General features: G+C 68.6%; 18 protein-coding genes. 12 read left to right on the top strand and 6 right to left on the bottom strand.

Features of this window, described 5'->3' with window-relative positions:
• Window positions 1–8: 8 nt before the first annotated feature.
• From CCN42_RS19135 to nhaA, 3 genes are all read left to right on the top strand, one after another.
• Complete coding sequence (locus CCN42_RS19135) at window positions 9–1,070, top strand: PucR family transcriptional regulator (RefSeq protein WP_086737301.1); 1,062 nt, start codon at window positions 9–11, stop codon at window positions 1,068–1,070.
• Window positions 1,071–1,650: 580 nt separating this feature from the next.
• Window positions 1,651–3,186 carry an alanine/glycine:cation symporter family protein gene (locus tag CCN42_RS19130; protein ID WP_086737299.1) on the top strand — a complete coding sequence of 512 codons (1,536 nt, stop codon included), beginning with the start codon at window positions 1,651–1,653 and terminating at the stop codon, window positions 3,184–3,186.
• A 262-nt stretch (window positions 3,187–3,448) separates the two neighbouring features.
• A complete protein-coding gene (nhaA, locus tag CCN42_RS19125; RefSeq protein WP_086737297.1) occupies window positions 3,449–4,747 on the top strand; it encodes a Na+/H+ antiporter NhaA in 1,299 nt (432 codons plus the stop codon).
• 626 nt (window positions 4,748–5,373) lie between these two features.
• Here the strand turns inward: nhaA and CCN42_RS19115 are convergent.
• The 3 genes from CCN42_RS19115 to CCN42_RS19105 form a co-directional block, all read right to left on the bottom strand.
• Window positions 5,374–5,844: a PH domain-containing protein gene (locus tag CCN42_RS19115; RefSeq protein ID WP_158102104.1), complete on the bottom strand. Its 471-nt coding sequence runs from the start codon at window positions 5,842–5,844 to the stop codon at window positions 5,374–5,376.
• Between the two features lie 80 nt (window positions 5,845–5,924).
• Window positions 5,925–6,122: a hypothetical protein gene (locus CCN42_RS19110; protein WP_086737293.1), complete on the bottom strand. Its 198-nt coding sequence runs from the start codon at window positions 6,120–6,122 to the stop codon at window positions 5,925–5,927.
• Window positions 6,106–7,353 carry a cation:proton antiporter gene (locus CCN42_RS19105; RefSeq protein ID WP_245877366.1) on the bottom strand — a complete coding sequence of 416 codons (1,248 nt, stop codon included), beginning with the start codon at window positions 7,351–7,353 and terminating at the stop codon, window positions 6,106–6,108. Before CCN42_RS19105 ends, CCN42_RS19110 begins: the two co-directional genes overlap by 17 nt.
• A 337-nt stretch (window positions 7,354–7,690) precedes the next feature.
• Here CCN42_RS19105 and CCN42_RS19100 point away from each other — a divergent pair, with 337 nt between their 5' ends.
• From CCN42_RS19100 to CCN42_RS19075, 6 genes are all read left to right on the top strand, one after another.
• The gene (locus CCN42_RS19100; RefSeq protein ID WP_086737292.1) at window positions 7,691–8,644 is read left to right on the top strand and encodes a HAMP domain-containing sensor histidine kinase; all 954 of its coding nucleotides are present in this window, start codon (window positions 7,691–7,693) and stop codon (window positions 8,642–8,644) included.
• Entirely contained in the window at window positions 8,644–9,300 is a 657-nt protein-coding gene (locus CCN42_RS19095; RefSeq protein ID WP_211294744.1) for a response regulator, read from the top strand. Before CCN42_RS19100 ends, CCN42_RS19095 begins: the two co-directional genes overlap by 1 nt.
• A gap of 277 nt (window positions 9,301–9,577) precedes the next feature.
• The gene (locus tag CCN42_RS19090) at window positions 9,578–15,796 is read left to right on the top strand and encodes an RHS repeat-associated core domain-containing protein (protein ID WP_086737288.1); all 6,219 of its coding nucleotides are present in this window, start codon (window positions 9,578–9,580) and stop codon (window positions 15,794–15,796) included.
• A gap of 699 nt (window positions 15,797–16,495) precedes the next feature.
• A complete protein-coding gene (locus CCN42_RS19085) occupies window positions 16,496–18,397 on the top strand; it encodes an NAD-binding protein (protein WP_086737321.1) in 1,902 nt (633 codons plus the stop codon).
• 117 nt (window positions 18,398–18,514) lie between these two features.
• Window positions 18,515–20,209 (top strand): BCCT family transporter, encoded by a 1,695-nt coding sequence (locus CCN42_RS19080; protein WP_086737286.1) that lies wholly within the window; start codon window positions 18,515–18,517, stop codon window positions 20,207–20,209.
• Window positions 20,210–20,537: 328 nt separating this feature from the next.
• Window positions 20,538–21,203: an HNH endonuclease family protein gene (locus tag CCN42_RS19075; RefSeq protein ID WP_086737284.1), complete on the top strand. Its 666-nt coding sequence runs from the start codon at window positions 20,538–20,540 to the stop codon at window positions 21,201–21,203.
• 180 nt (window positions 21,204–21,383) lie between these two features.
• Here the strand turns inward: CCN42_RS19075 and CCN42_RS19070 are convergent, their stop codons facing one another.
• Entirely contained in the window at window positions 21,384–21,776 is a 393-nt protein-coding gene (locus tag CCN42_RS19070) for a peptidase inhibitor family I36 protein (RefSeq protein ID WP_169731484.1), read from the bottom strand.
• Window positions 21,777–21,928: 152 nt separating this feature from the next.
• Between CCN42_RS19070 and CCN42_RS19065 the strand changes: the two genes are divergently transcribed.
• Window positions 21,929–22,132, top strand: a complete 204-nt coding sequence (locus CCN42_RS19065) for a cold-shock protein (RefSeq protein WP_086737282.1) — start codon at window positions 21,929–21,931, stop codon at window positions 22,130–22,132.
• Window positions 22,133–22,312: 180 nt separating this feature from the next.
• Here CCN42_RS19065 and CCN42_RS19060 read toward each other — a convergent pair whose 3' ends face one another.
• Window positions 22,313–22,534 carry a DUF5133 domain-containing protein gene (locus CCN42_RS19060; protein WP_245877368.1) on the bottom strand — a complete coding sequence of 74 codons (222 nt, stop codon included), beginning with the start codon at window positions 22,532–22,534 and terminating at the stop codon, window positions 22,313–22,315.
• A 526-nt stretch (window positions 22,535–23,060) separates the two neighbouring features.
• Here CCN42_RS19060 and CCN42_RS19055 point away from each other — a divergent pair.
• Window positions 23,061–23,492 carry an ATP-binding protein gene (locus CCN42_RS19055; protein WP_086737280.1) on the top strand — a complete coding sequence of 144 codons (432 nt, stop codon included), beginning with the start codon at window positions 23,061–23,063 and terminating at the stop codon, window positions 23,490–23,492.
• Window positions 23,493–23,683: 191 nt separating this feature from the next.
• The gene (locus CCN42_RS19050; RefSeq protein WP_143661951.1) at window positions 23,684–23,941 is read left to right on the top strand and encodes a hypothetical protein; all 258 of its coding nucleotides are present in this window, start codon (window positions 23,684–23,686) and stop codon (window positions 23,939–23,941) included.
• A gap of 42 nt (window positions 23,942–23,983) precedes the next feature.
• On the opposite strand, the gene CCN42_RS19045 is transcribed toward CCN42_RS19050, so the two are convergent.
• Window positions 23,984–24,325, bottom strand: coding sequence for a DUF6417 family protein (locus CCN42_RS19045; protein WP_245877364.1), 342 nt, complete (start codon window positions 24,323–24,325; stop codon window positions 23,984–23,986).
• Between the last annotated feature and the right edge of the window lie 52 nt (window positions 24,326–24,377).

Genomic DNA, 24,377 nt, shown 5'->3' with positions numbered 1-24,377 from the left:
GAGGGGCCATGGCGGAACGGGACACCACGGACGAGTACCTGGAGGGGTACGCCCGGATTCTGGCCGGCGCCTGCGCCACCGGCCGGAGACTGACCCGGGACGAGCTGGAGGCACTGCGGGCACAGGGTGAGCGGGCCGCGGAGGCCGGGCTCGGACTGCGGCTCCTGGTGCGCGCCCACCTCTCCGCCGCCCAGGACGTACGGGCTCAGCTGCGGGGGGCCGCCGCCGATCACCTGCTCGTGGCTGTGGAGCAGGCGGTGGACGCCTTCGCGGAGGGCCACGAGCGGGCACAACGACTCGCCATCCGGCAACAGGAGGCGGCCCGACGGGAGTTCATCGACGACCTGCTCCACGGCCGCAGCGATCCCGGGCGTCTCGCCGAACGGGCCGAACGCTTCGGGCTGCTGCTGTCCCACGCCCACGCGGTCGCCGTCGCGCAGGGCCCGGAGCCGTACGACGACGGCTATTCCGTCACCCGCGGCATCGGGGCCTCCCTCGCGGCCCGCTTCAGCGACCGCCGCATCCTGCTGACCACCAAGAACGGCCGGCTCATCTGCATCGCGGCCGGCGATGAGGCCGATGTCCTCGGCTTCTTCGCCAAGCAGGCGTACGCCGCCACCCACGGTGGCCGGGTGGCCATCGGCCGCCCCCACCCGGGCGTCGGCGGAGTCGTCCACTCCTACGAGGAAGCGCTCAACGCCCTGGACCTGGCCGAGCGCATGCACCTGGAGGACCCGGTGCTCCATGCGGCGGACCTCTTGGTCTACCCGGTGCTCACCCGCGACCGGCAGGCCATGGCCGACCTCGTGGGCACCGTCCTCGGACCGCTCCAGCAGGCCCGGGGCGGCGCGCGGCCGCTGCTCGACACCCTGACCGCGTACTTCGACACCGGCTGCGTGGCCGCCGAGGCCGCGCGGCGGCTGGCGCTGAGCGTGCGGGCAGTGACGTACCGGCTGGAGCGCATCCACCAACTGACCGGCGTGGACCCCGGCGACCCCGTCGACCGCTACACCCTTCAGACGGCCGTCATCGGCGCCCGCTTGCTCAACTGGCCCGACCATACGTTGTGAGGGCCTACGGCGGACGACGGTGATGGCGTTCGTCCGTCCCGATAGGCCGTTTTAGCGGAGGCAGGCGTCAGCGGCTCGCCAGTTCATCAGTCAGCTTGGTCGCGGATCGGGACCGCGTCCGTTCAGTCCGGTGATCCGGACGGTCCAGCCGGCTCGGCGGTTTGCAGCAACTCCTAGTTCTTGCGGCCGGTGACTCTTGCTGCAGCGAAAAGCCGAGCGATGTTCCCTCGCGTGAGCCTCACCGCGGCATAGATGTCCGATGAACGGACCATGCTCTCCGCATAACGGTCTGATCTCGTTCGCTGGCACTTTCGAAGATTACTGACGGTTATGTGATTTGCATCACTAAAGATCTCGTAAAGATCGTGGTAGAACTGCGCAACTCCGCAGGTGGCACCACCCCCCGCCGCCCGGCGGAGCGTCGGCACACGCGCCGGCTGCACGACCAGGGTGATCACGTTCCGCGTCCACGGAGCGCACACCCAGTGTCGCCGATCGGACAACGGCGTTCGCTCAAAGACCGCACATCTTCCCGGCGCAGCCTCCCCTGCGTCGGTACTGCGCCATCGAGGTAGCCACAGTGTCACTCGACTCCATCACCACGTCCGTCGACAAAGCTGTCAGCGGATTCTTCGAGCCCATAGCCACCTGGCTCGTGGAAGTCGTCTTCTACTCCGTCCCCGTGGGGGGTACGGATCTTCCGCTGATCGTCGCCTGGCTGGTGGTCGCCGGTCTGGTGTTCACGGGTTGGTTCGGGTTCGTCCAGCTCCGCAAGTTCAAGCTGGCCATCGACGTGGTGCGCGGGAAGTACGACGAGAAGGGGTCGGCCGGCGAGGTCAACCACTTCCAGGCCCTCACCGCCGCCGTCTCCGGCACGGTCGGCCTCGGCAACATCGCCGGTGTAGCCGTCGCCGTCTCGATCGGAGGGCCCGGCGCCACCTTCTGGATGATCCTGTGCGGCCTGCTCGGCATGGCCACCAAGTTCGTCGAGGTCACGCTCGGCGTGAAGTACCGCGAGGTGCACGCCGACGGCACCGTCTCCGGTGGCCCGATGCACTACCTGCCCAAGGGCCTGGCGGAGCGCTTCGGCAAGAACGGCAAGATCCTCGGCAAGGTGCTCGCGGTTCTCGCCTCCTTCTTCGTGCTCTTCTTCGGTCTCTTCGGCGGCAACCTCTTCCAGGTCAACCAGTCCTACGCGCAGCTGGTCTCCGTCACGGGCGGCGACGACGGCCTGATGGGCTCCTCCGCGGGCGCCCTGTTCTTCGGCATCCTGGTCGCGGCGCTCGTCGGCATCGTGCTGCTCGGCGGTATCCGCTCCATCGCGAACGTCACCAGCAAGCTGGTCCCCGCCATGGCGGGCATCTACATCGTGGCGTGCCTGACGGTCATCCTGGTGCACGTCACGGCCGTCCCGGCCGCCATCGCGACGATCATCGAGGGCGCCTTCAACCCCGAGGGCGTCGCGGGCGGTGTGCTCGGTGCCCTGATCATCGGCTTCAAGCGGGCCGCGTTCTCCAACGAGGCCGGCCTCGGCTCCGCCCCGATCGCGCACTCCGCGGTCAAGACCAAGCACCCCGCAAGCGAGGGCCTGGTCGCGCTGCTGGAGCCGTTCATCGACACGGTCGTCATCTGCACCATGACCGCGCTGACCATCGTCATCGCCAACCCCGCCAGCTGGGCCGCAGCCCGCAAGGACCAGTCCATCGGCGGCGTCACGATCACATCCGACGCCTTCGCCACGGTGCTGCCCTGGTTCCCGTACATCCTCACCGTCGCCGTGCTGCTCTTCGCCATCTCGACGGTGCTGACGTGGGGCTACTACGGCCTGAAGGCCTGGACGTACCTCTTCGGCCGCAGCCGGGCCAGCGAGCTGTCGTACAAGGTCGTCTACACCCTGTTCGCGATCGCCGGTTCGCTGCTGACGCTGCAGACCCTCATCGACATGGCCGACGCTGTGCTCTTCATGCTCGCCGTCATCAACATCATCGGCCTGTACCTCCTCGCCCCGGTCGTCAAGCGCGAGCTGAACTCCTTCCTGGAGTTCGTCCGCGCCCGCAACGCGGGTGAGATCACCGAGGACGACGAAGACCAGGAGTCGGTGAAGACCACCGTCTGACCGCCCCGCGGCACCGCCTCCTGAGCGGGCCCGGTCACACCTCGCGCCTTGGTGTGACCGGGCCCGCTCGCCATGCCCCCCCGATGCCGTTTCGGCAGGTGAAACGTGGTCTGGCGACATCCGGGAGCGGCGGCTAGGGTGCAGGTAACGCGTCAACGCCCCGCCCCCGTGGCGAGCGGCCCGACGCGCGGTGTGCCGGGAAGTCTGGTCGGCGTCCTGGGGCTCGTATGCCCTGACATCGATGACCCGGAGGTCTTCCCTGATGGCTGCCGCCCCTCGCGAGCGCTCCCCCTTCCTCGGACTCCTGCCGCTGCCCGAACGCAACGCGGTCGTCCAGGCCCTGAGGACGGAGACGACCGGCGGACTGGTGCTCCTGGCAGCCGCCGTTGTGGCACTGGTGTGGGCGAACACCCCGTGGAGCGGGACCTACGAGCAGATACGTGACTTCCACTTCGGCATACCGTCCCTCGGACTGGACCTGTCGGTGGGGCACTGGACCGCCGACGGCCTGCTCACCCTCTTCTTCCTCGTCGCTGGCATCGAGCTGAAGCGGGAGTTCGTCGTCGGCGAGCTGCGCACTCCCGCCACCGCGGCACTGCCGGTCATCGCTGCGGTCTGCGGCATGGCCGTACCCGCCGCCCTTTACGCCGTCACCGCCATGGCGGGCGGTGGCAGCCTGGAGGGCTGGGCGGTGCCGATGGCCACCGACATCGCCTTCGCCCTCGCCGTCCTGGCGGTCCTCAACACCCACCTGCCCGCCGCACTGCGCGCATTCCTGCTCACGCTCGCCGTCGTCGACGACCTGGGCGCCATCCTCATCATCGCGGTCTTCTTCACCAGCGACCTGAACTTCGCCGCCCTCGGCGGGGCCTTCGCCTGCCTGGCCCTCTTCTACCTGCTGCAGCGCTTTCGCGTACGCGGCTGGTGGTGGTACGTCCCCCTCGGTCTCGTCACCTGGGCACTGATGTACAACAGCGGAGTTCACGCCACCGTCGCCGGCGTCGCCATGGGCCTGATCCTGCGCACCACCCGCGAGAAGGGCGAGACCGCCTCCCCCGCGGAGCGCACCTCCCACTTGATCCACCCGGTCTCGGCGGGAGTCGTGGTTCCGCTCTTCGCGCTCTTCGCCGCAGGAGTCGGCGTCTCCGGCGCGGCGCTGGCGGAGGTCTTCACCGAGCCCGAGCCACTCGGCGTAGTCCTGGGCCTGGTCGTCGGCAAGACTCTGGGCATCTTCGCAGGCACCTATCTGGCCGCCCGCTTCACCCGCGCTCGGCTCAACCCCGAACTCGCCTGGGCGGACGTCTTTGCCCTCGCGGTGCTCGCCGGGATCGGCTTCACCGTTGCCCTGCTCATCGGCGAACTCGCCTTCACTGACCCGATCATGACAGAGCACGTCAAGGCCGCAGTCCTCGCCGGCTCTGTCATAGCCGCCTGCCTTGCTGCCCTCCTCATCAAGCGCCGCAACGGCATCTACCGCCGCCTTTCAGAGGAAGAGGAGCGCGACGATGACCACGACGGCATCCCCGACGTGTACCAGCGCATCAAGGCCACCGAGCGCTGACCCGGAAGGCCTGCGTCGTGGACTCATCCGTGATGACGGTGGCCGTCATCGCTGCCGCCCTGGTCATCAGGACGGCACTGACAGAGATACGGCGCCCGGGCAGCGCGCGTGAGCAGTGGGCATTCACCCGCAACGGCAGAGCGATGGCCATGGGCCTGCTGACCGGACTTCTCCTGGCTGCCGTCGGCTGGAGGGCGCCGGGTACGGCGCCGTGGCATGGACGTCGCTGGCCGGTGTCCTCGTGGCCTACACAGTCGACCGCGGCAGCCCGGACGACTGAGCCCCCTCACTCACGGGAAACGCGTGAGACAGCGAAGGCTGCGACGCGTAGAGGATGAGCAAAGCACCGCAGACCAAGGTCGACATCATCGCGGCGTATGAGGCGTAGGTCAATGTGCCGGGTGTGGCCCGAGCCAGCCCGGCACGGTGTTGACCACGACCACCACGCACAGGGCGAGACCGGCCGCGCCGAGCAGCCGGACCGGGGGCCACCGTGACGCAGCCACGGAAAGGTCCAGCCACGGCACTGGGCGATGGCGAACGGCAGCCACAGGGTGATGAACGCGATCAGGAACGCCCAGTTCACGTACCGGTCCACAAGTCTCCCTTGTCGCTTGGACGGTTTCTCACCTGTGCAGGTACTCCGTCACGGCGAACAACACGGCTGCCAGAGGCAGCGCACGTGGAGCAAAGGCCGAGCCGGTCACAGTCCGGCCTGCCGGGGCCACAGGGCGCAGGGCGGCGTCGCGCGCCATCCCGGTCAGTACCTTCGCTGCCCGTGCTCCGGCTCCGGGGCGTCGGATGAGTCGGCCGGCCCACGACGGCAGGAACAGTCCGCCCATGGGTGTGGCCTCCGAGCCAACTAACTCAAGCAGTCCGTCATGTCGCAGCTCCACACGCCCGATCGCCGACCACGGCACGAAGGCCACCCTCCACATCCTGCGAATGTGGACGCCGTCCTGGTCGGCGGTGACGCGCCAGAGCCCCAACCGGCAGCACAACCAGGCCGCGACAAGCGACGTCCAGACGGCGAAGAACAACGCGCCGGACCGTGCGCCGGTCAGCGTCCCGCCGTCGGGGCGATCGACGAACGCCACGAACAACAGGCAGGACCCGACTGCCGCGACCCGCCCAGGCCATCCGGCGCGCCAGACGAGAGGGGCAGTTCGCATGCCGGTCACCGCCCCGAGCCGAACAGCCGCAGACTCGCCGGACCCAGCAGGATCAGCACTCCGGTGACCAGCACCGGCAGGCCTGGACCTGGGAGGACGTACGTCGCTGCCCCCAGCACCGTGAGGACCGCGCCCGCGAAGGTCAGCCACCTCACGATCCCTCGTCCCGGCCGGCGCACGCAGGCCTCATGCCTGCCGGTCACGGCCGTCCTCCTTGTCCCCGTCCGTCGACGGTCCGGCGCTCTGCGGCTCGGGAATGCCCGCGAGGTCCTCAACGTCGAAGATCCTTGCGATGGGCACGTCGGTGCTGCTGTGGGCGATGATCGAGAAGGCGATGCACACGGCGATGAGCGTGTACGCCTGCTCACCCTGCGGGATGCCGGCCTGGAGCACGAGCAGTCCGTACACCACTGAGGCGAAACCCTTGGGGCCGAACCAGGCGGCGACGAGCTTCTCCCGGCGGTCGAACCGTGTGCCGATGAGCGATATCAGCATCGACACCGGGCGGATCAGCACGATCGCCAGGAACACCGCGACGTACCCGCCGAAGGACAGGTCACCGAAGAGCTGCGGCGTGAGCAGCGCCCCGAAGACCAGCAGCGCGGCGAACTTCGCCAGCTCGGCGAGCGCTTCGCCCAGCGGCTCGAAGGCCGTCTTCGCCTCGGGCGATACGGCAGTGAGGACGGCGCCCGCGGAGAAGGCGGCCAGGTAGGGGTTGGCGTGGGTCAGGTGGCACGCGGCGTACAGGATGACGCCGGTGGCCAGCGGCAGCAGCGGCTGCAGTTTGGGCTCCGCGCCCAGCAGCCGGAACCGTACGAGTCCGTTCACCAGCAGCGGCAGCACCACACCGAAGACGAGTCCGAGGGCAAGCTCCAGCGCGATCTTCCCGAAGGACGCCTCCGCGTGGCCGCTTGTCGGCCCGGCGGCGGCAATGAGGATCAGCACCACCGGGAGCGCGAGCCCATCGTTGACGCCGCTCTCCACGTTCAGCAACTGCCGGAGCTTGGCGGGCACTTCCTTGCGGCCCACGATCGCCGAGGCGAACACCGGGTCGGTCGGCGCCAGAACGGCGCCGACGAGAAAGGACGTCGTCCAGTCCAATCCGACCAGGTAATGGGTGATCAGTGCCATGCCCACGAAAGCGAGCGGCATGCCCAGCCCGAGGGCACGAGCCGGATTCTTCCAGTTCTCCCTGAGCTTCGGGAACGACACGTGCATGCCATCGGTGAACAGCACTGCGAACAGCGCCAGATCGGCGGTGACCGCGACGATCTCGCTGTCCGGAGTGATGTGGATCAGACCGAGGAATCCGTCGCTGACGAGTGCGCCGCCGACCAGGAAGAGGAATGAAGTGGACAACACGGTCCGTGCCGCGAGCCCGGAGAGCAGAACCGCGATGAGGAGAGCGGCACCGAAGACCGCGACGAGCAACACGAAGACCAACCCCGATCGACGAAGACAACTTTCCCTGTCGCCGACCAGACTTCCCGGCACTCCGCGACGGACTTTACACGCTCCTTACGTCCTCATGACAGCTTCCCGCCGGACAGCACCGGCGACCCTGCGCTGCCGGGGACTGGCACAACGGGACCCCAGGGGCCCGCCCCTGTCCGGAGCAGATGAGTGGCCCAGCTCCCCGATCCGCCCGTTCATCTGCGGAAACATGGGTGCCAGCATGTATGGACGGACCCAGAGGCATCACAAAGAATCCACGTGATCACCAGCAAGATCGTCGTGTCGGGGCCAGGTCAGAGGAGGGAGAGATTCGGCTGTGTCACTGTTCTGGCGCATCTTCGCGATGAACGCCTCCCTCCTCGTCATCGCGGCTCTGCTTCTGCTCAGCCCGTGGATCACCGTCTCCTCTCCCGTCCTCCTCAAGGAAGCCGTCGTGGTGGCCGTCGGGGTCCTGGCAATGCTTCTTGCCAACGCGCTGGTCCTCCACCGTGCACTCGCTCCGCTGCAGCGTCTGTCGCACAGGATGGCGCAGGCGGACCTCAGTGCCCCGGGCATCCGGGCCGAGGCTGCGGGGCCGGCAGAAATGGTGCAGCTCGTGAGAACCTTCAACACGATGCTCGACCGACTGGAGAACGAGCGCGCTACCAGCAGCGCACGGGTGGCCGCGGCGCAGGAGGCCGAGCGACAGCATCTCGCGCGCGAACTGCACGACGAGGTCGGGCAGGCGTTGACAGCCGTGCTTCTGCAGCTGAAGTGGCTGGCGGACCAGGCGCCGACGCGATTGCGGAAGGACCTGCGTGGCGCACAGGAGACGACTCGGGAGAGCCTGGACGAGCTTAGGCGCATCGCGCGCCGGCTCCGTCCGGGAGTCCTCGAGGACCTGGGTCTGGCGAGCGCGCTTCGCGCTCTCGCGGCCGACTTCGCCAGGGTCGGTTTCACTGTCGTCCACCACCTCGACCACAAGCTTCCGACATTGCCACAGGAAGTCGAACTGGCGATTTACCGGGTGGCCCAGGAAGCCTTGTCCAACGCGGCGCGGCATGCGAGCGCCGCGCGGGTGGACCTGGAGCTGCGGCACACGAGTTCTGAAGCGGTGGAACTGGTGATTCGCGACGACGGACGCGGCTGCCACAGCGCTTCGGAGGGGTCCGGTATCCGAGGAATGCGGGAACGCGCCCTGCTCATTGGCGCGCGACTGTCCATCGAAGCGACTTCGCGGGGCGGCACGTCGGTGCAGCTGTGGGTACCAGTACCGGGGAAGGCCGAGTGATGACCGCGCCGCCACATCGGATCCTGCTTGCCGAAGATCATGCCCTGGTCCGTCGCGGAGTGCGGATGATTCTGGACTCCCAGCCCGACTTGACCGTCGTCGCCGAGGCAGGCGACGGGGCGGAGGCTATCTCCCTCGCCCGGACAGTCCCCATCGACCTAGCCATTCTGGACATCGCGATGCCTCGGATGACGGGTCTGCAGGCTGCCCGTGAGTTGGCTCGGATGCAACCGGACCTCCGAATCCTGATCCTGACCATGTATGACAACGAGCAGTACTTCTTCGAAGCCTTGAGGGCCGGTGCCTGCGGGTACGTGCTCAAGTCGGTCGCAGACCGGGACCTGGTGGATGCCTGCCGTGCGGCGATGCGAGACGAGCCGTTCCTGTACCCCGGAGTCGAGAACACCCTGATCCGCAGGTACCTCGATCACGTGGCGCAGGGCAGGCCCCTCCCGGAGAAGGCGATCACGAACCGGGAGGAAGAGATCCTCAAGCTCGTCGCCGAGGGGCACAGCTCCAAGGAGATCGGAGAGCTCCTGGTGATCAGCGCCAAGACCGTCGAGCGCCACAGGGCGAACCTGCTACAGAAACTCGGATTGCGTGACCGCGTGGAACTCACCCGCTACGCCATCAGGGCCGGCCTGATCGAGCCGTAGTTCCCGCCGACGGGGATTCCCTGGACGACCGCCGAGGGGGCACTTTGCCATGCCCGTAACGACCTTGAATCCGGTGACTCTCACCCCCTGAACTCCTGGGCCTTCGAGGCCCAGGTTGCGGAATCGGACCCTCCTTGTCCGATTTCGTAGCACCATCCATCCTCATAGGAGCAACGTGAGAAGCCCTGAACCGGAATCCATAACAGGATTCCAGGAACGGCCCAGAGCCAACCACCGGCCAGGCAGACGTGCGGCCGCGACCGGACTCGCTCTGCTGATGGCGGTTTCGACTCTCTACGGCGCGGAAGCGGCCCTGGCCGCACCCCCGGAGCAGACGGCCGCTCAGCCGCAGAAGCCGGTCTACGCGACCAGCGCCGCGGACATCCCGTCGGCGCGTGTGACAGCCCGGCTCTCAGGACATCGGGTCGAGGCGCTTTCCGAGCGCACCGAGACCTCGACGACCTGGGTGAACAAGGACGGATCACTCACCACCGAGCTGTCGGCTGGGCCCATCCGATTCCGGGACACCGCCTCCGGCGCATGGCGTGACGTCGATGTCGACCTTATGAGGTCGTCGGACGGGAGGGTCGTCTCCCGGGCGCACCCAACGGGCCTTACGCTTGCGGGCAAGTCCGGAACCAAGGCCCGCTCGCTGAAGGCCGCTCAGTCGGCCCCGGCCACCGACCTCGTCACCCTCGGCACCGGGGATGAAGCGGTCACGCTCCAGTGGCGCGGCGGCTTGCCGACTCCGAAGCTCGACGGTAACCGCGCCACGTACGAGGACGCCGTACCCGGAGCCGATGTTGTGGTGGAGGCCACCCGTACCGGCTTCGAGCAGTTCGTCGAGGTGAAAGAACGGCCCGCCGACGGCTTCTCCTACACCCTGCCTTTGAGGACCAAGGGCCTGAAGGTGGAGCAGCAGGCTGACGGCAGCGTGCTGTTCAAGGACCAGAAGTCGAAGAAGACCGCGGTCATGCCCGCCCCGATCATGTGGGACGCCACCATCGACCCGGTCTCCGGCAAGCACACGCGCCAGGTCGCGGTCGACATGAAGGTCGTCAAGACCAAGGGCGGCGTCGACCTCGTCCTCACACCGGACGCGAAGTTCCTCGCCGACCCGGCGACGAAGTACCCGGTGACGGTCGACCCGTCCACCTCCTCTTTGTCCAACGTCTTCGACACCTACGTGCAGCAGGGCACGACAGTCGACTGGTCCACGGACGTCGAGCTGGACCTGGGCAACCCGGGCACGAAGAACGCCGACGGCACCTACCGCACCGCGCGTTCGTTCATCTCCTGGAACACCGCGCCGATCGCCGACGCGCTGGTCACGGACGCCAAGCTGTCGCTGTGGAACTTCCACTCCGGCAACTACACCGGCACGTCGTGCCCCAACCAGCCCTGGGAAGTGTGGTCCACCGGCGCCGCGACGACCTCGTCGCGGTGGACGGCCCAGCCGACGTGGATCGCAGAGAAGGCCACCTCCTCGGAGACGAGGGGCAACGCCTCCTGCTCGACCCAGCCGGACGGCTGGATCAACGCGAACGTGACCACGATGGTGCAAGAGTGGGCCTCGGCCAAGGCGGCCAAGTCCCACATGGGCCTGCGCGCGAGCGATGAGAACGTCACCGGGCAGTGGAAGCGGGTGAACTCCGCCAACGCGGCATCCAACCCGCCCAAACTGGTCGTGACCTACAATTACCGGCCGCGCACGGGCACGAAGCAGGAAGCCGGCCCGCCGTACTACTCCTACAGCGGCGCGTATGTGGTCAACACCCTGACCCCGACCCTGCGGGACACGTTCGTCGACCCGAACGGTGACAAGGTCAACGGCACCTTCCAGATCTTCGACTCCGCCACCAACACGCAGGTCGGAAACGTCATCGTCTCGCCGTGGGTGAACTCCGGGCAGGTCGCGTCCGTGACCGTCCCGTCCGGTGTGCTGGCCAACGGCAAGACATACAAGTTCCGCACCTCGCCGTACGACGGCACGCACTACAACCTCGGCTGGTCGGAGTGGAAGACCTTCACGGTCGACACCACCGCACCGTCGGCTCCGACCGGCATCGCGTCGACGGACTACCCGTCCGCCGCCTGGGTCAAGGGTGCCGGCCAGGCCGGCACCTTCACCGTCACTCCCCGCGGGACCGACCACAACTGGCTCGAGTGGTCCCTGGACGGTCTGACCTGGACCAAGGTTGCGACCGGTGGCTCCTCCACCGCCAAGGCGATCGCCATCACCCCGCCCAAGGACGGAACCCACACCCTTCACGTCCGTCAGGTCGACAAGGCGGACAACAAGTCCGAGGCGCTGGAGTACACCTTCCACGCCGGCCCCGGCGGCTTCGTCCAGCCGAGCGAGGGCGAGAGCACCGCGCGCCGGCTGCCGCTGGTCGCCGAGGCCGAGGCCGGGAAGTACGACTCGGTCGCGTTCTCCTGGCGCCGTTCCGAGGCCGACCCCTGGACCCGGATCCCCGTCGCCGATGTGTCCAAGGACGGACAGGCGCTCGCCGCCTGGCCCGTGCCGCTGACCAACGGCAGGAACGCCGCCCTGACCTGGAACGCCACGAGCACGGTCGACCCCGACGGCAGCGTCCAGATCAAGGCCGACTTCACCGGGCCCAACGGGGCCGCGGGAAGCACGCAGCCGCTCCCGGTGGTCGTCGACCGCAACGCCGATGGCGCCGCCGGATCGCAGGTGGGACCGGGCTCGGTGAACCTGCTCAACGGTGACTACTCGCTCGGTGCCTCGGACGCCGAGGTGATGGGCCTTTCCGTGACGCGCACGGCCTCCTCGCGCGTTCCGGACAAGGGCGCAAAGCAGGTCGGCCAAGCCCCGATCTTCGGCAAGGAATGGGTCTCCGGCACCGTCGCTCCGGAGGTGGACTCGGGCTACTCCCACATCGAGAAGACCTCGAACACCTCGCTGAACGTCGTCTCGGCCGACGGCTCGTCCGTCTACTTCTCGGCCAACCAGGCGCAGACCGGCTGGATCCCCGAGACCGGATTCGAAGAGCTCACCCTGACCGGCGGCTTCACGTCCTCCTTCGTCCTGAAGGAAGACGACGGGTCGGTGACGACGTTCAAGAAGGCCGCCGCCGACGCCCCGACCTGGCAGGTGTCCAGCTCGGTGCAGTCCGGCATCGACGGTGGTGAGAGCCTGGTCGTGTCCGAGGCCGTCACCATCGACGGCAAGCGGGTCAGCCGCCCCAAGCGCATCATCGGGGCCACAAGCGCGGCGACGGCCACGACCTGTGAGGCCACTCCCTCCACGCGCGGCTGCAAGGTCCTCGACTTCGTCTACGCGACCACCACCACCGCCACCACCAGCGCCTTCGGCGACATCGCCGGCCAGGTCTCCGAACTCAAGGTGTGGGCCACCGAGCCGGGAGCTGCGAACGCGACCGCGCGAACCGTCGCCCGGTACGCCTACGACGGGCAGGGCCGACTGCGCGAGGCGTGGGACCCGCGGATCAGCCCCGCGCTGAAGACCGCCTACAACTACGACTCCGCCGGTCGCGTCGTCACGCTGACCCCGCCCGGCCAGCTGCCGTGGACGTTCAATTACGGCAAGGTCGCCGCGGTGACCGGCGCGTCGGACGGCATGCTGCTGTCCGTGCAACGCCCCACGCTGGTGGCGGGCACGAAGGACCAGGTCTCCGGCACGGCGACCTCCACGGTCGTCTACAACGTGCCGCTGAGTGGAACGACGGCACCGGCCGCGATGGCACCGACGGACGTGGCCAAGTGGGGGCAGTACGACACCCCGTCGGACGCGACCGCCGTCTTCCCCGCCGACAAGGTGCCCGCGTCGTCGGACGGATCACAGCTGACGAAGGCCGACTACGCCCGCGCGATGGTGGTCTACCTCAACGCATCGGGGCGTCAGGTCAACCAGCGCAACCCCGGTGACCACATCACCACCACGCAGTACGACCGGTACGGCAACACGGTGATGGAGCTGTCGGCGGCGAACCGGGCCCTGGCGCTCGGACTGACCGCCCGGGACAGGACCCGGCTCGCCGGACTCGGCCTGGGCACCGACGCGGCCGGAAGCGCTGAACGGGCTCGCCTGCTGTCCAGCGAGACCACCTTCTCCGCCGATGGATCCCGCTCGACCGACACACGCGGCCCGCTGCGGATGCTCACCCTGGAGAAGGACCTCAAGGCCGCTGACGGCACGGTCCTGCTGGCGGCGGGCACTGCGGCTCCCGGCCGTACCTGGACCACCACCCAGTACGACGCCGGCCGTCCCACCGACGGCTCCGCTACCGTGGTCAACCAGCCGACCAAGGAGACCGTCGGCGCCGAACTGATCACCTACCCCGGCCAGATGGCCGACGGACGCGTCACCACGACCGAGTACGACTGGGTCAAGGGCCTGGCCACCAAGAACGTCCAGGACCCCGGCGGCCTGGCGATCACCCGGATCACCGAGTTCGACGACAAGGGCCGGCCGGTCAGGTCCCTCATGCCGAAGTCGAACGGCACTGACCCCGGTACCCAGCTGACGACCTACTGGTCCGCGACCGGCACCGGCACCTGCCAGGGCCGACCCGAGTGGGCCGACCAGGTCTGTGAGGTCCGCTACGCCGGTACGGCGGCGGGCACCAACGGCGCCCTGCCGGTCATCTACAACGAGTACAACGCCTACGGGCAGCCCGCGAAGGTGGTGGAAACCGCCAACGGCGCCACCCGCACGCTGATCACCAGCTACGACGCCGCCGGCCGCCAGTCCTCCGTGACCACCAGCGGCACGGCCGGCGCGTCCATCCCCGACCAGACCTTCATCTACGACACCGAGGCCGGACACCTCACCAAGACCAGCTCGACGAGCGCAGGGAGTATCACCCGCACGTTCGACGTGCTCGGGCGTCAGATGACTTACACGGACGCTGACGCCAACACCACCACGGTGCACTACGACCAGCTCAACCGGCCCGTCAAGAGCACCGACAGCGCCCCCTCCACCGTCACCTACACATACGACGCGACGGCGGAGCCGCGCGGACTGCTCGTCTCCCTCACCGACTCCGTCGCTGGCACCTTCCGTGCCACCTACGACGCGGACGGCAACGTGGCCACGGAGGAGCTGCCCGGCGGCTACACCATGACGCAGTCCACCGACCCCGCCGGCAAGCCGACGGAGCGCGCCTACACCCGCGACTCCGACGGAGCCCTGCTCCTCAGCGATGCCGCCACGGTCACGACGCACGACCAGTGGGCCACGCGTGCCGGAGGCGCCGGGCAGAACGCCAACCGCGCCTACCGCTACGACGCCGCAGGTCGCCTGACGACGGTCGAGGAGACCGCCGACAGCGTCTGCACCCGCCGCTCGTACGCCTGGGACAAGCACTCCAACCGCACCTCCGTCACGACGGCCGCCGGCGCCCCCGGCCTTGACTGCCCGACGACCGGTGGTACGACCGTCACCAGCACTTACGACACAGCGGACCGCCGGACCGACAGCGGCTACGGGTATGACGCGTTCGGCCGCGCCACCTCGGTTCCCGGTGAGGGCACCCTCAGCTACTACCTCAACGACCTCGTGAGGCAGCAGCTGCTGGGCAACCAGCGCCAGACCTGGGCGCTCGACGCCACCCGACGGATCCGTTCCTGGACCGTCGAGTCGAACGCCTCAGGCAGCTGGGTCACCACCGCCACCAAGACGAACCACTACAGCAGCGACAGCGACAAACCGACCTGGATCGTGGAGAACCCCACCACGGGCGCCATCACGCGCAACGTGGAGTCCGCGGGCCGCAGTCTGGGAGCGACCACCAGCAAGACCGGCGACGTCGTCCTGCAATTCGTCGACCTGCACAACGACATCGCTCTCGCCCTCCCGCTCGACACCACCAAGCCCGCCACCGCGTTGACGACCGACGAGTTCGGCAAGCGCACGGGCACCGACCAGGCTCGCTACGCCTTCTTCGGTGGCGAGCAGCGCTCCGCGGACACCCTCGGCAACCTCGTCCTGATGGGCGTGCGCCTGTACGACCCGGCCTCCGGCCGGTTCCTGCAGACCGACCCGGTGGCCGGCGGCAGCTGCAGCAACTACGACTACGTCTGCGGCGACCCGGTCAACGCCGAGGACATCTCCGGCTGCCTGCCCTGCAAGATTCCGTGGTACGCCTGGACCGGATGGCGAAGCGACATCAAGATCACCTGGTCCGGCAAGTGGTCCTACACCAGCTGGCGAACCAAGAAGTACTCCTGGATGTGGGACGCGCTCGCCGACTGGACACCTCTGGCGATCGTGGGCTGGAAGGAGCGCTGGCGCTGGCGCACCCAGCGCGGTGTTCGCTGCACCCTGTTGTCGTGGAGCCGCGAGAAGGTACTCGCCGAGTGGGTGTCGGTCTACACGACCCAGTACCAGGACCGCATCACCTACCGGAAGACGTACACCAACTTCCGGTTCTCGGAAACATCGTCCTGGTGGACCACCTATCGACGGGTGTACGTCTACTCGTCGAAGATCTACTGGGGATACTGATCACTCGTCGGCGCGCCTGATGCCTGAGCACTGGCGCCAGTGATACCCCCCCTCGAACGTTGCCCGGGCCGCCGTACGGCGGCCCGGGCAACCGGCAGGTTCACTCACGCATCCTTTCGTCCGAATCCCATCAACCAAAAAGGAATCATCATGTCCCAGCCTCGTGCCGGCGTTCTAGTGTTTTCGATCGGTGCCGCCCTCACCGTCGTCGGAGCAGCCATGTACGTTCTCCCGGGCCCTGGCCTCCCCGTCCTCACCCTCGGCCTGACAGCGGTCGCGATCGGAGCAGCGCTGTGGCTCACCGGCCGCAGGAAGTCGCGCTGACCCCTGCCTTCCATGGGCTGGCAGCCAGCCATGGTCCTAACCTGCCGGTGACTGCCGTACCGCCCCGCCCAGCAGCGTGGCGTAATGAGACTGCCGTCGGCAGCACGACGAAACAGCCCCAACTGCGGTAGGTAGGTCTGCACGGTGACGTGTCTGCCGACCGGTGGGGCGGGAAGCCTGGACGGCGATCCTTAGCTGACTGCGCCGGCAGTCCGTTCACTGATCGGGGGTACGGCGAATGTCCATTTCGACGTTCAGGGTGGTCCGCGGGGCACCGAACATCCCACCGCGGTTCTTCCCTTGCATCGCCCACCGGAGCCGTACCTCATGATCACGGTGCCGTGGCCGGCACGCGGTGTGCCGCGTGCCGGAGACATGATCGTGTGCGGTGACGGTGCGCTCGCCGAGCGACTGGCTGCCGAGCTTGCCCACGTGTACCAGGAACGGGTGACGCTCGTCGTACCTCCGTCGCAGCGGTCCGGTGGTGAGCGACAGGCACGGGTCGCGACACTTTTCGGCCGGGTGCAGGCGGCCGTGAACCGCCCGCCCTCGACTGCGGGCGCCGCCACGGACGCACCGCGGGTCGTGGAGGCCGCCGTACTGGACGAGGCTACGTTGGCCGAGGTGGGCGTGCGGGACGCCGCCGCGCTGGCGGTCGTGTACGACGACGACGAGACCAACATCCATGCCGCGCTGGCCGCTCGCCGCCTCAACCCCCGCCTGCGTCTGGTGATCCGGCTCTACAACCGCAAGCTCGGCCAGCACTTGGAGGAACTCCTCGACCAGGCTGCCGTCCTCGCTGTGCCGGGGTTGGACCCCGCGGTCCTCGACATCTCCACCACTGTCCTGTCGGACGCCGACACCGCCGCTCCCGCGCTGGCAGCCACCGCGGTCGCCGGCACGAGCAAGGTGGTGCAGGCGGACGGGCTGCTTCTGCGCGCGGTGGAGCGCACCCCGCCCGCACCCGGTGAGGCGGCCCGTCCGGGACTGTGCACGCTGGCCCTGCTGTCATCGACAGCCAACGACCCGGCAGGAGCGGAGGGGTCTGAGGGCAGCGGGAGCGCGGGGCCCGTTCTGCTGCCAGACGACGACATGGTGGCCGCCGGCACCGGACGTGGCACGGTGGTACTGGAGACGGTCACGCACACTGCCTCCGGTTCCTCAGCATCATCACGGCTGACGGGCCGGGGACTGCCGCTGGCCTCCCTCTTCTCCCGACGGCTGCGGTGGTCACTGGCCGGACTCGTGGCCTGCGTCGTGGGCGTGGCTGTCGCGACCTGGCTGACCACCGGTGATCACCCGTTGCACGCCGCCTATCTCACCTTGCTCGACCTCTTCGCGATCGGAGACCCGGCGCTCAACGAGGCCCCGGCACGTCAGGTACTCCAGCTCCTGGCCGGTCTGGCCGGGCTGTTGCTGATGCCCGTGCTGCTGGCGGCTGTCCTGGAGGCTTTCGGTACATTTCGCACCGTCTCCGGGCTGCGCCGTCCACCTCGCGGCCTGTCCGGACACGTCGTCCTGCTGGGCCTCGGGAAGGTCGGCACCCGGGTGCTCGCACGGCTCAGAGAACTCGGCATTCCCGTGGTGTGCGTGGAAGAGGACCCCGAAGCGCGCGGAATCCCGCTCGCCCGCCGCCTTCGCGTCCCCACCGTCATCGGGGACGCCACGCAGGAAGGCGTACTGGAAGCCGCCAGGATCGACCGGGCACACTCCCTGCTCGCCCTCACCACCAACGACGCGACGAACCTGGAAGCGGCCCTGTACGCGAGGTCGGTCGAACCGGGCCTGCGCGTGGCCCTGAGGCTGTACGACGACGAATTCGCCACCGCCGTCTACCGCACCCTGCGCACCGCCCACCCGCGCGCCCTCACCCGCAGCCGCAGCGTCTCCACCCTCGCGGCGCCGGCGTTCGCCGGGGCCATGATGGGACGGCAGATCCTCGGCGCCATACCCGTCGAACGCCGGGTGCTGCTCTTCGCCGCCTTGAACGTCGCCGGGCACCCCCAATTGGAAGGACGCACGATCGCGGAGTCGTTCCGGCCAGGAGCCTGGCGCGTCGTCGCGCTCGACACGGCCGAGCCGGACGAGCGGCTGCCGGACCTCGCCGCCACGCCGGCGCACGACTGCGAACACCAGGGCACCGGGCTTATCTGGGACCTCCACCCCGGCTATGTCCTGCGACCAGAGGACCGCGTCGTGCTGGCCGCGTCGCGTCATGGTCTGGCCGAGCTTCTGGGCCGTGGGCCACATTCCCGCGTCCGCACCGCCGACGCGTAGCCTCCGGCAAGCGGTGGTCCTGGCGTGGCGTGTCGGAGATGCCGTCGGCGTCGAGGTCGTCCTCTGACGGCGTGCCCCTCACCAGGACCCAGGCACACAGCACCATAGTGGGACGTCATGAGTGCAGAGACGAACGAAGAGCGCCCGCCGGGGAGTGCGCTCGGTGCACCGGTGGCCGGGGCGCCCGACCGTGCCCTCGTGGGTGTCGGCATAGCAGCGGTCGCCGCGGTGGTCCTGTGGGCCTGGCTGGGCGAGGGGTCGTTCGACAACGTCTCCTCGACAAGTCTGGCGTGGGTGCTCGACAACTTCGGCTGGCTGTTCGTGGTGGCCGCCGATGTGTTCCTGGTGCTGTGCCTGGTGCTTGCGTTCAGCCGCTTCGGGCGGATCCGGCTCGGCGCCGACGACTCCGAACCGGAGTTCGGGAACCTGGCCTGGATCGCCATGATGTTCAGCGCGGGCATGGGCATCGGCCTGATGTTCTACGGCGTCGGTGAACCGCTCACCCACTACCTGACGCCACCTCCCGCGAGCGGTGTCCGGCCAGAGTCCGCCGCGGCTGCGGCCACCGCTCTGGAATACTCCTTCTTCCACTGGACGCTCACCCCTTGGGCGATCTACGGGATCGCGGGGCTGGCCCTGGCCTATGCCGGCTTCCGCAAAGACCGCGGCAACCGCCTCAGCGCCGCGTTCGTGCCGCTCATCGGCAGCGAGCGGGCCGAGGCGTGGCCGGGCAAGGTGATCGACCTGCTCGCCGTCTTCGCCACCGTCTTCGGCACCGCGACCAGCCTGGGCCTGGGCGCGCTCCAGGTCGCGGAAGGGCTCGACCTCACAGCGGCCATCGACGCCACGCGGACCACCGAACTCCTGATCATCGCTGCCCTCTCGGCAGCGTTCGTCGCCTCGGCGTTCTCCGGCCTGCACCGGGGCATCAAGTGGCTGTCGACACTGAACATCGTCCTCGCGGCGGCGATGATGCTGTTCGTCTTCCTGCTCGGCCCGACGGTCAACATCCTCAACACCATCCCCGCCTCGGTCGGCGGGTACCTCGGCAACCTGCTGCCCATGGCCACGCGCACCGGTGCCTACACCGATCAAGCCTGGCTGGGGGCCTGGACGATCTTCTACTGGGCCTGGTGGTTGTCCTGGGCCCCGTTCGTCGGGACGTTCATCGCCCGCATCTCGCGCGGCCGGAGCATCCGCGAGTTCCTCATTGGGGTGCTGCTCGTGCCGAGCGGCGCGACCGTCGTCTGGTTCTGCGTGATGGGCGGCACCGCGCTGCGGTTGCAGTCGACCGGGCAGGCCGACCTCGCGGGAGCGGTGGCGGACGGAGCCGAGGCATCCCTGTTCGGGATGCTCGACGCCCTGCCGATCGGTGCCGTCACCTCCGTCGTCGCCATGGTCCTGGTCATGACGTACTTCATCACCAGCGCCGACTCCGCGTCCCTGGTGATGGGGTCGCTGACCAGCCGCGGCGCGCTGCACCCGCCATCGTGGCTTGTCGTGCTCTGGGGCGTTCTTATGGCCGCGGTGGCCGCAGTGCTGCTCGTGGTGGGCGGACTCGACTCGCTGCAGACGGCGACGATCCTGGTGGCGCTGCCGTTCGTCGTCGTCATGCTGCTGCTCTGCTGGGCGTTACTCAAGGAACTGCGCGAAGATCCTGGGGCAGGGCTCGCCCGGCACCACGGGCTACACGGACTGCGGGACGTCGTCCGGGCCATGGTCGGGGACGCCGTCACCGAGCAGGGCCCCGCACGCCACCACCGGCTACGGCGCGCGGCGAGGGCGCGCAGTGAGGATGACGAGGTGAAGTGAGCTTCACATGCTCGGGCACTGGTGCAGCAGCGAGACTCTCCGGCTGCCAGCCCTCTACGAGCGCCCAATGCGGGAGGCTGACTCTCTGGATGATGCTGCGCGCGATGCCGTACAACACCTCCTCGAAACCCATCGAAATAGTAAGTTCGGTAGGTGTTGTGGCCTCGTCCCGTAGACCCAAACCCGTACAGACCGCAGCCCGTAGAGCACGCCCGGCGGTGCGACTAACCATGCGCACGGGTGATCGGACCCCGGATGCGGCGCCACCGCGCCGTCTGTCCCGCTACGAAGATCACGACCAGTCGGATCTTCCTGAGAGGGACTGCCAGTGCGCATCCTCACCGCCCTCGCGGCCGCCACCGTCGCCGTCGCCGCCTTCATCACCCCCGCCCACGCCGCCGGACCGCTCGGCGAGGCGGGCGGCACCCTGGCCCTGCCGCTGCACGACGCGGTCCAGGTCCTGCCGGCCGCCGATGAGAGCCGGGCCGGCTACCAGCGCACTTCCTTCCGGCACTGGGTGGACGCCGACAGGGACGGCTGCTCGACCCGCAACGAAGTCCTGCTCAATGAGTCGTTCCTCGCCCCGGAGCAGACCGCGCCCTGCCGGCTCATCGGAGGGGAGTGGTACTCCGCCTACGACAACCTCTACATCAGCTCGCCGGGAGCCTTGGACATCGACCACCTGGTCCCGCTCGCGGAGGCCTGGGACTCGGGCGCCTCGGCGTGGACGCCTGCTGAGCGCGAGGCCTACGCCAACGACCTGGGCGACGAGCGTTCGCTGGTCGCGGTCAGCGCCCGCAACCGCTCGAAGGCCGACCAGGACCCGGCCGAGTGGCTGCCCACCTTTGAGCCGTACCGCTGCCAGTACCTCACCGACTGGGTCGCCACCAAGATGCGCTGGCAGCTCGCTGTCGACGATCGCGAGCGCGTCGCTCTCACCAACGCCGTCGCCGACTGCCCGAATGTCTCGGTGGAGGTCACGTTCGCCCGGTAGCGGTGTGCGTGGACACGTCGTCGTGCAGGCGCGATTCGCCCGCAGGTGCGGGAAGTCAGACGAGACGCCCCCCGGCCAGGCGTCCGGGAGGGGTGCAGTGGCGCGCGCGTCGGCCCTTGAGTGTGTGGGCCGGGGCCGATGCCTGCTGCCGGTTGCGGCCGACACGGATGGTGCGGGGGGTCAGCCGCAGTCGTTGCGGTTGATTTTCAGGGAGCGTGTCTGGTCGTTGAGGTTGTAGCTGCGCAGGTCGTGGATGGAGCCGCCGCTGCGGGTGATGCAGACCCAGCGGCCGGAGTGGTTGCGCTTTTCGTAGACGCGGGCGGTGCGGTCGGAGTTGTTGCGGATCGAGCTGCCGCGGTCCCGGATCGCGGTCGGGAGGTCCTTCACGCTGCCGTCGGAGGCGCGGCGGACCCAGGGCTGTCCGCCGAAGTTGATCTCGGGGTAGATGCAGACGTAGCCGGACGGGCAGTCGATCCCAGCGCGGCGCGGGGCTCGCTGGAGGCGGAGGCCGGAACAGCCAGCAGGGTGAAGGCGAGCGCGGCGACGGCCGCCGCTTGTCCGCCCGCAGTTCATCTCGTCTATGGCTGCACCAGGGTGCGGTCACCCGCCCTCAGGTGTGACTGCGGGCGTTTCTCCTTCCCAGTGACCGATCGGTCGGCGAAGATCCCACCTGCGGCTGCGTGGCACGGTGCTGCGCTGCTTGATCGCTGGCGAAGGAGACCGAGATGGCCACCGGCACGGTGAAGTGGTTCAACGCGGAAAAGGGCTTCGGCTTCATCGAGCAGGACGGTGGCGGGCCCGATGTGTTCGTTCACTACTCAGCCATTGCCGGCGGTGGCTACCGGGAATTGCACGAGGGCCAGAAGGTCCGCTTCGACGTCACGCAGGGGCAAAGAGGGCCGCAGGCCGAGAACGTTACACCGGCCTGAGCGATGACACCGGCTCTTGCCCGGCCGCAGGTTTCTGGCCTGTCCGGATGAGCGTCTAGGAGCTTCTCGGGAACCCAATGGTGCGCTGCTGGCGCGCCGTAGTCGGCCAGCAACCGCATGAACAAGCCTCCCTGCCACACCCCGCGGTGGCGCGCCGATGGGCGCAGGGTGAGCTTGCGCTCAGTGACGGAGAGGCTGCTCGTGTCTCATTGCATCGGCCAACTGCTGGCGAGCCACATAAAGAGCCGTGTCCAACTGGCATGTGCCAGTGACCACACACAGCGTGTACGTCGCATCCTCAAGCTGGCGCCTGGCCTGCGCACTCCCACCGGACGCCACGCGCCGCCTGAGAGTCTCGCAGCGCTCGACGAGCTCCCGCAGGAGCGAAGGACGAGCCCTCATCATGACGGTCACCTCCGTAATCCCTCGCTCCCCCGCTCGAAGCCACACCTGACTCCTACCGTCGCAGTCCTCGGCGCCGACCGCACCCGGAAGGCGCGTTCCACCTGGTCGACCTTCCAGGATGCGTTCGGAAGCCCCGGATTGCCCTTCTGTGAAATACCGTTCGGGCGTGCGAAAGCGGCCGGCGACATGTGCGGCTGCACCGCCGTTGGGAAGACGGTGCAGGCAGGCGGGCTCTCGCAGGCTGCGCAGGACCTGCGGGACTGAGCAGACGCCGTCGGGGATCCAGGTCCGCCCCGCCCGTCCGCGTGTTCATCCTGCGCCCCACCCGGTTGTTGGCTGGCCGTGGCGCGCCAGCACCGCACCACCGATTCACCGAAAGGCGCATAAGCTCACCTGGGAGGCGAGACACCAGGGCGGACACCACCGCGGCAAGTGCGGCGCCTTCGAGGTGGATCATGTGAGTTGGGGCGTGTGTATGGGGTAGGCCGCGGGGGACGAGGGGCGGAAGAGCGGGGACAGCCGTTTGCTGTCGGTGTCTGCCGCGTATGGCGGTGACCCGTCCTGTATCGGGGCCGCCCGTCATCTGGCGGTCGGCTTCTTCGCCGAGAGAAAGGCCGTGCACGGGCTGCCGGTGTCCGAGCGGGCGATGGGCATGACGCAGCTGGTCGTCAGCGAGCTGGTCACCAGCGCCGTGAAGTACGCGCCCGGTCCCGTCGTGCTCGATCTGCGGATCAGCGACGGCGCGGTGCGGGTGTCGGTGTGGGGCAGCGATCCGGTGCTGCCGGGCGTCGCCGCCCACGACCCCCAGCGTGTGGGCCGCCACGGGCTGGAGATCACCCTCGCCGTCAGCCAGGCCTACGAGGTACGCCGCGAGCCGGACGGCAAGCACGTCACCGCCGAGATCGCCCTGGCCGACGACCTTGGCGGGATCATCGCCGGCAGCCCCACCACCTGATCCTGCCCCACAGCACCCGAGTAAACGCTCCGCCCCGCGCCCCCATGGGACAAGCGGCCGTCTACCGCCGCCGCGTCTCCTGATACGCGGCGATGCTCGGCGCCCGGCCGTGCAGCACCGTCGGCTTGCCATGTGCAAGAGTTGAAGGTTTGGTTCTCGAATCGCGGGGCAGGCGCATTTTCGTGTCTCTCGTGCAAGCCGATCTGCAGGCGCAGGTTCGGCATGCCTTGAGTCAGGCGGGATTCCACGTTGTCGACGAGGATGCCGGTGACGGCGGGCCCGGGCTTGTGGTGACGGCGGTGTCTGCCGGGGTGCTCGTCACATGGAGGGCGTCGGACCGGTTCACGTCGCTGGTAAGGGAGCAGTCAAGAGCGTCGGGCGACAGCATGCAGGCGATCGTGCACGCCGCGGTCTCGGGCCTGCTGATCCAAGCTGGGGCACACCGTTGAGGAGCTGGCAGACGGCGGTGACTTGCTGGTTCTGTCCAAGGCTCAGGGCCGGTAGCTGACCCCGTACTCGCGGGCGTACCGGTTGGTTTCGCTGGCTGATCCGGTCAGGGCGTGCAGCCACGGCGCGTACGCCACCGACTCCACGTGTTTCCGGGACAGATGCAGCTGCCAGCGTCCGCCGCCGTGGTCGCGCCGGACGGCCCGGACGGACTCGGCCAGGCTCGGCGCCGGCGGGGTGTCCGGCTCGTCGGCGAGGCCGGTGAAGGTGCGCACCCGCGGTCGTCGGGGGGGGGCGGGGGGAAGCTCGACCAGTTGCTGCCCGTGCGCCCGGGCGGTTGAGGTGGGCCGCCCGGCATAGGACCGCTCGTCCGGCCAAGCCGCCACTCAGGTGGCGGTGCCCGGCGGCATCCTCCTCACCTAGGTTCTGTCTCTTTGG

The sequence above is a fragment of the Streptomyces glaucescens genome (assembly GCF_002154375.1).
Classification (GTDB): domain Bacteria; phylum Actinomycetota; class Actinomycetes; order Streptomycetales; family Streptomycetaceae; genus Streptomyces; species Streptomyces glaucescens.
This window is presented reverse-complemented; position numbering and strand designations above follow the sequence as displayed.

Excerpts from the sequence above, each read along its gene's own strand:
- CCN42_RS19135 (WP_086737301.1), top strand. The coding sequence starts at position 9 with ATGGCGGAACGGGACACCACGGACGAGTACCTGGAGGGGTACGCCCGG.
- nhaA (WP_086737297.1), top strand. The coding sequence starts at position 3,449 with ATGGCTGCCGCCCCTCGCGAGCGCTCCCCCTTCCTCGGACTCCTGCCG.
- CCN42_RS19095 (WP_211294744.1), top strand. The coding sequence starts at position 8,644 with ATGACCGCGCCGCCACATCGGATCCTGCTTGCCGAAGATCATGCCCTG.
- CCN42_RS19090 (WP_086737288.1), top strand. The coding sequence starts at position 9,578 with ATGGCGGTTTCGACTCTCTACGGCGCGGAAGCGGCCCTGGCCGCACCC.
- CCN42_RS19085 (WP_086737321.1), top strand. The coding sequence starts at position 16,496 with ATGATCGTGTGCGGTGACGGTGCGCTCGCCGAGCGACTGGCTGCCGAG.
- CCN42_RS19080 (WP_086737286.1), top strand. The coding sequence starts at position 18,515 with ATGAGTGCAGAGACGAACGAAGAGCGCCCGCCGGGGAGTGCGCTCGGT.
- CCN42_RS19070 (WP_169731484.1), bottom strand. The coding sequence starts at position 21,776 with ATGAACTGCGGGCGGACAAGCGGCGGCCGTCGCCGCGCTCGCCTTCAC.
- CCN42_RS19065 (WP_086737282.1), top strand. The coding sequence starts at position 21,929 with ATGGCCACCGGCACGGTGAAGTGGTTCAACGCGGAAAAGGGCTTCGGC.
- CCN42_RS19060 (WP_245877368.1), bottom strand. The coding sequence starts at position 22,534 with ATGAGGGCTCGTCCTTCGCTCCTGCGGGAGCTCGTCGAGCGCTGCGAG.